Genomic DNA, 13,724 nt, shown 5'->3' on the forward strand with positions numbered 1-13,724 from the left:
CCATCAAGAATTTCGCTGTTCTCGTAGCTCTTGCAAGTTCTCTCTTATAACGTTGACAAAAGGATGATTATCTCCAAATAAACGCTGACACAACACCAGAGCTTCCTGAAAAAGTTTTTCTGCCTCGTTGAAACGCTCTTGCTTACTGTAGAGCCTTGCAAGATTATTAAGGCTGTTAGCCACGTCAGGGTGATCTCCTAACAAGCGCTTACGGATGACTAAAGCCCCAGCATAAGATGATTCTGCTTCATCATAATAGTTTTGCTTTGAATAGATATATCCCAAAAAGTTCAGACAATCAGCCACACTCAGATGTGAGTCACCAAATATCTGCCTCCGAAGCATTAGAGATTCTTTACAAGAGGATTCTGCCTTTTTGAGGCAATCATACTTGTCATAGAGTGTTGCTAAATTGAAGAGATTAGTAGCCACATTGGGATGTATATCACCAAACAATCGTTTACAGAGCGCAAGAGATTCTAGAAAAAGAGGTTCAGCATCACTTAATCGCCCTTGTTCATTATAGAGAGCAGCCAGATTGTTGATAGCAGTAGCTACTTCAGGATGATCATTACCGAAAAGGCGTTTAGAAAGCACTAATCCTTCCTTGAAGAGGGATTCGGCTTCACTGTAGCGGCCCTGATTGAGGTAGATGGATGCTAAGTTGTTGAGAGTCGCAACTATATCTGGATGCTCATTGCCTAAAAATTGTTTAGACAATATAAGAGTTTCCTTTAATAGCGGTTCAGCCTCACCATAACGCCCCTGACGAAAGTAGATTGTTCCTAAATGGTCTACGATAGTTGCCACAGCTGTATGCTCGTTGCCCAAAACCTGTCTGCGTAATGTCAGAGATTCTTTTAGAAAAGGTTCAGCTTCTTGGAAACGCCCCTGATTCATATATACTGCGGCCAAATTATACAAAGTATTGTCCACATTAAGAGGAGCCTCATTTAATGATTGTTTACGCAGCGCTAAGAGTTCTATTAGTAAAGGTTCAGCTTTACTATACCGACCTTGCGTAGCATAGAACATTGCTAGCTCATTAAGCGTAGAAACAGTACTAGGATGCTCGTCACCCAAAAGACTTCTATGCATTGCTAGTGCCTCTTGATATAAGGGCTCTGCTTCATCGGGACGATTTTGCTTGCAATAGCATAGTGCTAAATTACGAAGTCCAGCAGCGATTTCAGGATGTTCATCTCCGAATATCCTTTTAAGCATTGCTAGTGCCTGTTGATATAAAAGCTCTGCCTCGTCATAGCGGTCTTTGTGAACAGAGATTTTTGCCAGATGGCCAATACTAATAGCTACATCAGGATGTTCATCTCCGAATAACTGTTTACGCATTGCTAAGGACTGTTGATGGAGATGTTCTGCTTCGCTGTAATGACCTTGATGCTCATGAAGCACAGCAAGATTATTCAGATTTTTAGCAATATCTGGATGCTCATTCCCCAATATTTTTCGCTTTAACTCTAGTACTTTCTGATAGAACTCCTCTGCCTCTTCGTATCTGCCCTGACCGTCGTAGGTTAAAGCAAGATTATTCAAACAGACTGCCACGTCCAAGTGCTCTTTACCTAATATTTTTCTGTACAATATTAATGCCTTAAGATGATAAAGTTCTGCATCATCGTAACGACCTTGAATTTGATAAATAGTTGCCAAACCATCAAGGCTATGAGCAACATTGAGATTCTCATCACCTAGAAATTTTCTCGCCAGTGTCAGTGACTGTTGGTGAAAAGACTCCGCTTCATTGTAGCGCCCTTGATCGCTTAAATAGCTGCCTACATAATTAAAAAGTGCTCCTAATATGTCAGATTCAATTGATAACTGCTGAGCTTGCTCAATAGCCCGGAAATAGTGGGGGAGAAGCTTTTCGCACATAGACCAATATTTGAAGCCATTACCTGGATAAGCCATAACCATTGCGTTTGTGACCCGCTCTATCCAAGTAGCTGCTGCTGATTTCAACGTGTCGCGCACAACAGCTTGGACCAACCGATGAACGCTGTAACAGGGCCGATCATACTCCCAGGTAATAAGTGAATACTGACTTAACGGCTCTAGTAGTTCCTTAAGGGTAAATAACTTATCCTCTTCATCTTTATCCTTAAAAGCGTTTGCCAGTTTTCCGCTTAAATGCGACGCGCCATGAGTCAAGATGCGATAGGGGATATCGTCTGGAGCAAGAAAGGAGCTAAAGTGTAGTAATTCAGAGGACCCCACGCTTTCTTTTTTTACAGCCTCAAAGTTAAGTAGCCACGTTCTAAATACTGATTCTGGATAGTTTTTTGGCTTAGCTTTTTTTTTAAGTGCTCCCGAGAAGCCTCTCTTACGATAAAAGTTCAAGTACTCTTGAATACTCATCCGTTGCTTGCGCATGTATGCACTCGCCTGTTCTAATGCAAGTGGTAGTCCACCAAGTTCATCGTTGAGTTCAGCAGCGGCAGAACGTTCTGATTCCGTTTCTTTGTATTCGGTCCTCCTAAAGAGCATTTTGGTGCCCTCTTCAGCAGACATGGGTTCCAAAGCAAACGAGGAACTAATCCCAATTTCTAAGAAGACAGAAGCTCTTGAGGTAATCAGTATCTTTCCTGCTGGATTATTGGGTATCCATGGTTCTAGTAGGGAAGGAGTGTCAGCGTTATCAAAAATAAGAAGCCAGCCATCATGATTAGCAAGCCATGCCTGCATTACTAAAATCTTCTCGTCAAGTGTTCCTTTGCCAACAGGAAGTGCCAGTTGATCAGCGAGTGCGGCGAAATTTATAGAAATATTTGTTTCTGTTTCAGCGTTTACCCAAAATACATATTCATAGGTTTTCTTATCGTGGTAATGGCGAAATGCATACTCTACAGCTGTTTGAGTTTTGCCAATGCCTCCGAGCCCGCTGATGGCCTCAACTTGAGTGATCGCAACAGCTTGTTGCTGTATAAGCTGCTCGTGTAGCTGCTCTAAAATCTCTTCTCTGCCTGTGAAATATCGATTTCGTGGGTAAGGAACATTAAAGTTTCTTGGTTCTCTTAATACCTTCGGACTTATTTTTTCTATCTTTTTGAGCTTTTGATAGTTCTCATGCTGTTTATCAAAGAAGAGAAGATAGTCATCCAGACTTTTTGGCTTTTTTGGGAGTTTTATTAGGTCGAACTTTTTTTCAATTTGCCCCCGGCCTCCTTTTACTTCTTTCTCATTATGGAAAATGACTAATCCCATTTCTTGTAGGTATAGTAGTCCGGGGAGAAAATGACTTGTAGAGTTCTTAAGCTGACCACCTGTTGAAAAATCCTTCTCGCTGTAGCCTCTTGACTGCATGTTGTTTGCAATAAATGAAGCAACATCTTTCCAGGTTCCTACTACCACTTTAATCTTTTGTCTTTTTCCTTCATCAACCCACCGACATGTTCTCAGCACACTTGGCTTGTCTTCTTCGTCAAGTTCGTTTGCAACGTAGAGGACTGTTTCAAAGATTAGTTTTCCAAAGCGTTGATCTTTGGAAAGTGGATTCTTGGGGTCAGACATCCTTTATGCCTCTCGCTGCTATTTGAGTAGGGTGCCTTCATGGTATAGGTTCGGCTTGCTTTTCGAGCAGAAATACACGTTTCTTCTTAGAGCCCGCAGTTCTTCAGCAGTTACTGGGTTCGCTATCTATTAGGACTATATATGGCAAGTGGTGTTGACCCTCGACAGGGAATTCATCCAAGTGCAGGCGAAACGCCTCTATCTGACGAACGGTTTAACATGTTAGACAGCAGCACTGGGTTTTCTTCTGGACAAACAGAGGGGGCGCAAAAATTAGAGACTGTTTCAGTTGCGCTTAGTTTTGAAGATTTGGGAAAGTATTTCATTCGGCTTTCAGCCTATGGTTTAGACCATCTGGATGAAATCTATGATTCCCTTCCCGATGACTACAAGGATTCTTTTGCCATCTTTGTCCATAAAGAATATTTGCAGGACTTATTTACAACATTAAGTGCAGCAGGTGGGTGGCTCATTACAAATAATGGAGATGCCTGGGCAGATATTGAAGAAGAGTTTCGTCCAAGCCCTGCATTTGTGGAAGGCATTCACCAAGAGCACTTCACTCCAACCGGTATTAACTGGCACGAGTTAACAGGATTCTTTGGCGGCCTCTGTGATCAATTTGAAACAGCAAACTATGAACATCACGCTCCCTTTGAAGGTGATCCTTGCGTCCTTGATACGCTTGCGCAATATCGAGGTCGCGTACAGTACGTTCCTAATGAGAAAATTCTTCCAGATGAGATTATGGTTGCTGCACTAGCTCCTCTATTCGAACAAGCAAACCAAGCTGCTAATTTGGAGACCCTAGAGAGGGCTCGTGCTGATTCAAATGTTGCTTCGTCATTTACGGCGCTGAGTGCACCCTTACAACTTGCTGATTATGAGCAGTTGGATATGGTAGATGACTCTTTTGAGATTACATCACAAACGCTGAGCAGGGAAGAATTGGCACAATTCCTTATTAGGCTTTCGGCATACGGATTAGATCATTTGGATGAAATCTATGAATCTTCTCCAAGAGAGTATAAAGGCGTTTCCTACTCGCCCTATGGAAACAAGAATAGGTTGGAACTGCTTTTTTCTGAATTGGGTTCTTCTGGAGCTTGGATGCAATTTAACTGTTTTGACGAGTACTATCACAAAGAAGAAATAGGGGAGATTCCTCATTTTATTGAAGGTGTAACTAAGGATGGAGAGTTCTTCCCAACTAAAATTAAGTGGGATGAACTCGGTGAACTTTTGAGCAAAATTTGCACCGGGAAAAGCGGTTCAGCATACGAATACGGTGAACCTTATTTTGGAGATCCGATCTGCCTTGAATATCCAGCAGCTGCGATAGCTAATCTCATGAAAAGAAATCCAAATTACAAAATCATCCCAGATGAGATAGCACTCGCTGCGCTAAAGCCGATTCCGTAGGCTGCTTTACATTTCTTAAGCCAGTAATGGAAAAGCCCTAGTCGCTAGAACCCTTGTGGCGTAAGAAGTAAAACGTTTTGGATGTCAAAAACTCAACGCTGTAATCAGCATTTGATGCGGTTTTTCATATCCTCTCGCTCCTTGTTTGATGGGCACATGGGTAATGCCGAGGAGCAAAGCTACTCCCCAAAAGGTATTGCCCTAGGACTTCCGGAAGTCTGGTCCACCTAAATCATTAGACCAATGACATATTCGACTATGGAGCCTGCTGTAGAGGGGGTTCCGATTCCGGTTGCCAAAAAAACGCCATCTCTATGGTGTAGCCAGCTCAAACCAATAGTTTCCCCAGAGTTGCGATCGCTCCTTCGTTCCTGCGACATCGGAGCCTACTCAACTCGGTTTGCAGCTACCGTTTCACTAGAATTCCTTGGGTCAGATTCCAAAGAATGGGCAGCCCTGATGAGCCAGGGAGGAAACTACGATAACTGGACATACTTTGCTCCTGGTTGCTCCGTTGAATCCTTAGAGCGCTGGAAAAGGGGGGCAACTTCTACAGCACACGCTGCGTGCTGTAGAGCGGTAGAACGCACCACAGGGAAGCCGTTTCCAGTAGAGGAGGTATCAGCGGTTGAGCCTGACTTTCAAGCGGAACACGAGGCTTTACGAGCCCGCATTGCTGAGGAGCGGGAAACCCTCATCTCTCAGATTCCTCGCTTTATCGGCGTCCATTCTCCCTTCTGGAAGAAGTCTGACCATGCCTTAGGCGTTCCACTCCATGTTCCAGTAACGGACATCAGCCTTCGGTGGGTTGAAGTTCAGAGCCCCTTTGACGAGTACACCATTCAAGCGAACTACAAGGGGACTTCGATTCCTGTAGGACACCTCATCCTTTCAGGGAATAGCTATTCCCTTATCTATGATGCTCGTCCGTTTCTATGGACAGGGGAGGACTTAACCATCGGGAGAAAACGTATTCGGCTGGTGCTTCCTAAAGGCGACTTAGTAAGTCACCTCACTGGGCTTATCCCCGCTCATGCAGAGTTTGATGCGATCGCAAGTTGAGGGGAGGCAGTAACCATGAAATCAATCATTAATACAGCGCTTTTGCTGCTGTTTCTCTTAACGCTTACCTGGTGGAGCCTCTTTTGCTTTCAGCGGGGCTACAACCTTGGGCACACCGGCACTGATAACCCCATGGTTAATTGGGCTATCTCCCAGTTCTTACTCGATGCACCAAAGGAGGAACGGTAAATGCAGCACTTTTCCTCTTCGAATCTTCGACACACAAGACCACTCTTTTTAGGGAATGAAACCCTCTCTATGAGCGTTGACCAAAGTAATGGGACATCTCTGCTATTGCGGCAGGTAGCCACAGATGAGCAGATGGAACGCTCGCGGGATGTTGGAAGCTATGGAATTCCCCAGGTTGTTGCCTATGTTGGTGACTTTGGGGCAGGAGCAGGAAAAACCCTTGTTTTCTGCAATCCGGAGCAAGGTAGTGACTTCTATACCCTCCTTCCTGGGACAACGCCGCTTACCGTTGAACAGGTGCTCAAAATCGGTGAAAGCCTTATTGTCTGTATCAATGGCTTAGCGCTCCGTGGGTACTCTCTCACGATGCTGTTTGCTGAAGATATTATCGTCTCACGAGTGACCGGGAAGGCGTATCTTATCAACCTTGATAACGTTGAACCGATTACTGGTGTGCCTTCAAATAGAGCAAAGGCAGACCTAGCACGGATGCTGCTGCAGCTCTCTCTTAACTGCTCGTATGAGGTGGCAAGTCACTGTGTTCGTAGGGGCAAAAAAGGGCGCTATCGGCTCCATCGGCTTCCAGAGGGGTTAGATAGCAGGGTAGGGCAGTTCATTGAACGACTGGTACCGCCTTCGATTCCACGGATTATAAAGCGTTCTATACCCTATGCTATGGCTGCATCTGGAGTCGTTGCTGCTCTAAGTGCAGTGGTGCTTTGGCCAGTGCCTACGGCATTAGAGGGAACCACAACAGCTCCAATCGTGAAAGAGGCAACAAAGACGGCAAACAAAAGATTTCGTCGTCACGCCTGCAGTACTGCCATTAGGGAAAACACGCCTGGTGACTGTAAAAACGTCAATCTTACCGGTGAAGATTTTAGCGGGAAAGATTTTAGGGGTATTGTCCTTAAGGGTCTTATTCTGCGGGATGTAGACCTTACGGGTGCCGATTTTTCCGGCATGACGTTAGAGCGCGTAAACTTTGACGGGGCAGATCTCAGGAATGCGAATTTTGTAGGCATTACCGCGAGAGACGTTACCTGGGGTACTGCAAACCTTGATGGTGCCACACTTGTCGATTCGGACCTTACACACGCTGATTTCTCAAGTGCGTATCTTGGAGCAGTAGATTTAGATGGGGCTGATATCAGCCATGCTGACCTATCCGGAGTCAATCTTTCCAATCAAACGCTTTCTGGGGTCACTGCCACAGAAACAAACTTTGATGGAGCGTTTCTCCACGGGGTAAAGCTTGAAGGTGGGTCTTACATCAGAGCACGCTTTTACGGCACTGATATGGGAAGTGCGGTTCTTTCAGGCAATGTGTTCTTTGATGAGGCAACGTTCCATAACGTTGACCTTGCAGGAGCGCGGTTTAGTAACGCGGTACTGTATTCAACCGGCATCTACAACTCCTCCCTCAATGAGGCGGTGTTTGACCATGCTGAGTTAAGTGGCACCTCGTTTATCGCGTCAAATCTTGACGATATCACCATCTACCATAGCTCTCTTTATGGGGGGAGCTTTCAGGGCTCAAGTCTCACCAATGCCACAATTTCAGGCTCTCTTGTGCAAGCGATGGACTTTGCCGACTCGGAAGCACGAGGGCTCCAAATTCAAGACTCTGATCTCTCCCGGTCATCGAATATCCCGTCTTATCTATTCTTTGGGGTGCGCTACCGCAATGTGGTGATGCCAAACGGAGAGGTTCGACCGTAAGCCTGGGTGGTGATTTTGGGCGCTCCAAAGGAGCAGCAAGTTGCTAACAGTGTGAATAACTCGGGCCTTTTCTATGAGGCCCTTCCTATTATTAACAATGTGACCAACTTCCGTCAGTAATATCGGGAATTCCAAATCGAAGTAAAGTTACTCACAACCATTGATAACAAAAGGTCGGCTTGAAAAGCCTCTCAATCGTTATCAACAGCCGTGACTAACTTCACGCAGTTTTTTTGGAGATTTCCAAGCGGTCACCCGCCTTGCGGGCGCAGTAATATTTCACATCACACCTGAACGTACCTCCTCGGTGTAGCTCCAAAACCCTCTCCCCATAAAGGGTTACCCCTGCCGACAACGCGCTCCTCTTTTTGTTCTTTGAGCTACTAAAAGCCTTTTTCTGTTCACTATTCCACGCGTCGACATGATACCAACAAAAATCACGTTTCGGCTTCGTTCTGATGAAGCAAAGAAACTCTATTATGAAGCAAGAGACGAGGGGGTGAGCCCTCATCGGAAAGCAAGAGATATCGTAATTGAACGGTTAACACTGCTTGAGATCGTTCGATTTCTTGAACAGATAGTAGGGGAGCTTGCAGAGCTACGGCTCGCTCAATCCCTTATAGCGGAGGAGATTGCTGCCAATCGGTGGGGCAGTATTGAGGCGCTCTCAGTCTTGGTAGCGAATCAAGAAGGAGTCTCAAAAGACCATGCACGCGAATGGGTGAGGGCACAGTTTGAAACCCATTTAAGAACAACAGACGACAACTAGAAAACCGTTCCCCTCACAAGGAGAGAACGTACTGCGAATGGCGATGGAAAAGGTTTGTGGGTTGTGAGTTCCCGTCAATTTCTTTTGTTCCTTACATCCACACCGGGAATAAACCACGACCTCAAATACCACCGCCGCTCTTCCTTCCACACAACCTATCTCACCACTCCAATACGTCCAAAAGGAGAATGCAGAAGCGATGATTGCATCCATCGAACAGGCGCACAATTCTCACTATCTCGTAAAAGACTACTACCACAGCGATAATGAGCGGCCCGGTGTCTGGGTTGGCTCAGGAGCTAAAAAGCTCGGACTTCAGGGCGAAGTACACTCTGAACAGATGGTAAACCTCTGGAAGGGATATCCCCCCGAAGGAGATAAAAAGTTGGTACAGAATGCAGGAGCTAAAAACCGGCGTGCTGGATGGGATATTACCTTTTCGGCACCAAAGTCAGTGTCAGTTGCCTGGGGAGTGGCTGACGATAAACTAAAGACAAAGTTTGAGCAGGCACAACAGCGGGCAGTATTGGATGCCTTTCAGTACCTAGAAGACACGGCAGCCTACACAAGACGGGGAGCCGGGGGAAAAGATGCTCAAGAAAAGGTTGGGCTTGTCGCTGCCACCTTTCAGCACGGAACAAGTCGTGAGCAGGACCTACAGCTTCACACTCATGGACTTACTCTTAATATCGGTACAAGGAAAGATGGCACTACAGGTGCTCTAGAGTCGCATCATCTCTATCAGGCAAAGATGGCTGCAGGGGCGGTGTATCGAGGACGGTTATCGTCGGAATCCCAGCAGTTAGGGTACAAACTTTCGATTACTGAGCACGGCACCTTCGAGCTTTCCGCCATTCCCAAAAAGGCACGGGATGAGTTTAGTGCCAGAAGCTATCAGATCCAGGACTATCTTAACGAGCAGGGGATTGCCTCATCGCCACAGAATAAGGCGAAGGCTGCAGCAGAAAGCAGGAAGGCAAAATTCCACGTTGATGATGATCGGCTTCGGGAATCGTGGCAGGAGCGGGCAAAAAAGCATGGGTTAACCCCTGAACGCTTACAGGCTGCAAGAAAGGAGGTAAAACCGCTCTCTGAGTTTGACCGGCGACGAAAGCAGCAGCACATGCTCCGTGAAGCGTTAGACCAATCGCTCTACTACAAGTCCGCCTTTACTGAGCGAGAGTTGGATAGAGCGCTTGCTGAGAACTCAATCGGTAAGGGGCTTACCTATGCTGATATGAAGGCAGAAAAGCAGCGGTTCTTTAAATCTAAAAATGCGATTGAGCTTGAAGGAGGTAAGGACAAAGAATTTACCACGAAAGAGCAGCTTGATCTTGAGGAAAAGCTCCATACTCACACCATGAACCGGTGGCAGGATAAAAGCCATACGGTGAATTCACAGCATTTATTTGAGGCGATCTCAGAACGGCCCACCATGTCAAAGGAGCAGCGCACTGCACTCACGCACGTGGTCAATCCTGGTGGGGTAAAGGTAGCAAGTGGTATGGCTGGCACAGGGAAAACCTTCTTCCTCGATGCTGCGCGGGAAACCTGGGAAAAGAGCGGCTATACCGTTCAGGGGTTATCCCTTTCTGCAAAAGCTGCCTCTGGGTTAGAGGAAGGGGCAAAGGTAAAGAGTCGCACGGTTGATAGCTTCTTTGGCTCCATTGATTACCGAAGAGCGCAGCAGGAAGAAAAGCCGATGGCTGTTGGTCAGCAAAAGCATTCTGGCATTGGAAGTAAGACAATTCTCCTCGTTGATGAAGCGGGCATGGTTGGGACGAAGAAAATGACCCGGCTGTTTGCAGAAGCGGATAGTGCGGGGGCAAAGGTGGTGCTGATCGGAGATGCACGTCAATTACAGCCGGTGCAGTCAGGCGGTGCGTTTCAGACGATTGCTCGGCAGGTGGGGGAGGTTGAGCTTAAAGAGATACGGCGTCAAAAAGAGGACTGGGCGAAGGAGTCGGTACACGCCTTTGCCGATGGAAGGGCAAAGGATGCCCTGGATGAATTTGATAAGCGAGGATTGCTCTCTGTAGCAGAGGGTAAGGGGCAGCTGCAGGCAAAGCTGATTGATGATTGGGCAAAAGGTGATGGAGCAAAAGAGCCGCAGAATCATCTGATATTGGCCCAGACGAATGATGAGGTAAAGCAGTTGAATCGGCTGGCCCAGGCGAAGCGGCAAGAATTGGGTGAGCTTAAAGAGCGCAATGCGATCGTTGGAAAGGATCGGTTTTTTGAGGGGGACCGGATTATGTTTAGGCAGAATGACCGGGACTTGAAAGTCAAGAACGGGCAGATGGGGAATATCTTAAGGGTTGATAATTTACGAAAGCAGCTCATCGTCGGGCTTGATAAAAGCCAACGGGTATCGTTTTCCTATGAGACGTATGACCAGTTTGGATTAGGGTATGCGTCCACGGTGCATAAAGCGCAAGGGGTTACCGTAAGTAACAGTTATATTCTTGCGGGGGATGGCGCATGGGACCGACATACAGCGTATGTGGCTGCAAGTCGGGCGAAGGATAGTACCAAGATTTATGCTGAAGGCGATCCTCAGAAACGGAAAGCAGTGAAGGAGAAGCTTTCAGAGCGGATGAGTCGGGATGCTCAGAAGCAGTTGGCGAGTGACCGGATGAAGGAGGTGCGGAAGGCTCGGGAGCCGAGGAGGGTGGGGCAGCAGATTTGAGTGAACTCGCTACATCACAAAGCAATAAGTCTATATGCGGGGAACCACTTTTGAAAGTTTAGCGGACTAACTGTTTCCACAAAGCAATCATTTTTTGAACATTTTTTCCTTACAAAAATCGAAGGACTTTCTTGCTTAACTGTTGGAGGAATCTGGCAGTTCTATTAGAAAAGAAGATGTATTAGCAGTCTCCTGCGTTTTCCCTTGGAAAGAACTATAGCTAAAAATTTCATCAAGATTTGCACTCCCTTGAAGAAAGTTGCTAAGAGCATTATCAGATATCTTTACACTCGCATCATAAACAAAAGTAGCATTTCCAATTACACTCCCTACATCTACACCAGAATCAGATTTGTTAACCTTACATAAAATCATTCCCCCTTTGTTATATACCTCAATCCATTCATTGCAGCTCATGGTACTGGAACATGTTAGATGATAAACTCCAGCGAGCATAGCAGCTGAGCAAGACAATGATGATAAACCAATTCCACCACGCTCAAATGTCCGAGCAAAGCACTTGTTGCTGTCAAGGACCTTTATAAAGGTAACATTTACTCCTGTTGAATATAGGGATTTTTGCTCGTTTAGTTTCTGCCCAATGAGATTCAAATTTTGCTCATCAATCTGCTCAACACAGGTAATGAGATGTGGAGTATGAGCTTCTATGTAAGAGAACATTAAACCGTTATGTTCAACTAATTTTTCATCAAAAGTTAACGGCTTAATAGGCTCTACCTTATAAGAAGGAATTTTTGACCATATGTCTTCAACTTTTTCAACTTCAATAATGCCAACTTCGGTCTCGACCTTAACCTTTTTCGAACTTGAGTATTTTTCAATAGCATATCTTCCTAAACACCTTATGCCATTGACACACATAGGGGTTTCATTCCCATCTGGATTGAAAACATGCATTCTTATATCGCCTAATTGACTGTCGGTCATAAACAGCACACCGTCGGACCCAACCACACTATTTCTATTAGTCAAAAGCTTGGTTAAAGTATGTCGCATTTGGGAATCAAGATTTAATCCATTATCTAACTCATCGATTAGAACAAAATCATTACCGGAGCCATGACATTTTATAAAAGAGATATCCATTGAAGGCAAACTATGCTTGACACTCATAACTACTTTTCCTCTGTGCAATAGTGGTTACCAAATCGATATGCAAAGTCCTTTAAGGTATAGTCTTCAATCTTCATGTTATCCCTTCCCAGAGATGCCATAATTTCATAACAACCATTCAGGTCAGCCAATTGTCTGATTTTAACATTTGGACCAACTACCTCTGCGTATCTAATTTCGCTTAAAACAGAATCTGGAACATCAGATACATCAATAGTTGTAATTCCCAGAGATATTTTTCCAACTATTGGGGCTTTATAGTTACCTATGTACATCCAGCCTCCCTTTTGCGTTTGATCCGTTTTGCTCATTAGACGGAGATATCCATCTTTGTAGCCAATATGAGCTAATGCTATACGCATATCCTGTTGAGCAGTGAAGGAACCTCCATATCCAATAGTTGAACCTTTCTTGACATCTTTTACTTGAGATATTTTTGTATACATCTCAAGCGTTTCAACAGTTCCTTTGAGAAAATCATTTTCATTAGGTGCACCACCAACTATGCCTATACCAGGTCTAATTATTTGGAAGTTGAATTCAGAATTAGGCAGCAGAACTAAACTATCTGTACAAGCAAATGAAACTGGCTTTTTAGGCAGTATCTGGAGAAAATTCTTCAGAGTTTCGAGTTGAAGATATGAATTATCAAAGTCATGCCCTTTTATATCAAATAGGTGGCTCATATAGAATTTGATTTCAAGGTTACTTGTAAGTTCTTGGAATCTTTCTGCCAGATATTGAACTTCATTACAAGAAAGCCCAATCCTATTCATCTCTGTATCTAAATGAATAACAGCATCACCTGTAGTATTGGTTCCACAAAAAGCGTTCCATTTTTCAATTTGGGATAAGCTATTGAGGCATGGAGTTATCCTATGAGTCATGAATGACTCCTCCTCACAACTTAAAAGCCCAGCCATGGCATATATATTGACATCGTCATGAGGGAGTATCTTTCTGAGGACCAGCCCTTCAATAAGTTCTTCTATAAAAAATTCCTTAACTCCTTCCTCATAAAGAGCAGGAGCGACATCTGACATACCCAATCCGTGAGCATTACCCTTTAAAACAACAGCACACCTGGAGTTTGTTTTAATCCCCAAATCACGGAACAAACGGTAGTTATGCACTACTGCTTCAATATTACGGATACGGATTATTGGTTTAGATCCAAATGCATCTAGTGGTATTTTTCGAAATCGCACG

General features: G+C 45.0%; 9 protein-coding genes. 6 read left to right on the forward strand and 3 right to left on the reverse strand.

Annotation, left to right across the window (positions count from 1 at the left end):
- Positions 1-3: 3 nt before the first annotated feature.
- On the reverse strand, positions 4-3,528 hold the full coding sequence (locus tag N836_RS75300; RefSeq protein ID WP_023072661.1) for a tetratricopeptide repeat protein: 3,525 nt from the start codon (positions 3,526-3,528) through the stop codon (positions 4-6).
- A 141-nt stretch (positions 3,529-3,669) separates the two neighbouring features.
- Between N836_RS75300 and N836_RS51605 the strand changes: the two genes are divergently transcribed.
- From N836_RS51605 to mobF, 6 genes are all read left to right on the forward strand, one after another.
- Positions 3,670-4,950: a hypothetical protein gene (locus tag N836_RS51605; RefSeq protein ID WP_023072662.1), complete on the forward strand. Its 1,281-nt coding sequence runs from the start codon at positions 3,670-3,672 to the stop codon at positions 4,948-4,950.
- A gap of 243 nt (positions 4,951-5,193) precedes the next feature.
- Positions 5,194-6,012, forward strand: coding sequence for a hypothetical protein (locus N836_RS51610; RefSeq protein ID WP_152532129.1), 819 nt, complete (start codon positions 5,194-5,196; stop codon positions 6,010-6,012).
- Positions 6,013-6,027: 15 nt separating this feature from the next.
- On the forward strand, positions 6,028-6,201 hold the full coding sequence (locus N836_RS76500; protein ID WP_023072664.1) for a hypothetical protein: 174 nt from the start codon (positions 6,028-6,030) through the stop codon (positions 6,199-6,201).
- 69 nt (positions 6,202-6,270) lie between these two features.
- Positions 6,271-7,923: a pentapeptide repeat-containing protein gene (locus N836_RS51615; protein ID WP_023072665.1), complete on the forward strand. Its 1,653-nt coding sequence runs from the start codon at positions 6,271-6,273 to the stop codon at positions 7,921-7,923.
- A 421-nt stretch (positions 7,924-8,344) separates the two neighbouring features.
- Complete coding sequence (locus tag N836_RS51620; protein WP_023072666.1) at positions 8,345-8,692, forward strand: hypothetical protein; 348 nt, start codon at positions 8,345-8,347, stop codon at positions 8,690-8,692.
- A gap of 157 nt (positions 8,693-8,849) precedes the next feature.
- Positions 8,850-11,381, forward strand: a complete 2,532-nt coding sequence (gene mobF, locus N836_RS51625) for a MobF family relaxase (RefSeq protein WP_442785775.1) — start codon at positions 8,850-8,852, stop codon at positions 11,379-11,381.
- Positions 11,382-11,516: 135 nt separating this feature from the next.
- On the opposite strand, the gene dapF is transcribed toward mobF, so the two are convergent.
- A complete protein-coding gene (gene dapF / locus N836_RS51630) occupies positions 11,517-12,515 on the reverse strand; it encodes a diaminopimelate epimerase (RefSeq protein ID WP_081716851.1) in 999 nt (332 codons plus the stop codon).
- Between the two features lie 2 nt (positions 12,516-12,517).
- Positions 12,518-13,723: an alanine racemase gene (locus N836_RS51635; RefSeq protein WP_023072669.1), complete on the reverse strand. Its 1,206-nt coding sequence runs from the start codon at positions 13,721-13,723 to the stop codon at positions 12,518-12,520.
- Between the last annotated feature and the right edge of the window lies 1 nt (position 13,724).

It is taken from the genome of Leptolyngbya sp. Heron Island J (assembly GCF_000482245.1).
In the GTDB taxonomy this organism is placed as follows: domain Bacteria; phylum Cyanobacteriota; class Cyanobacteriia; order Phormidesmidales; family Phormidesmidaceae; genus Leptothoe.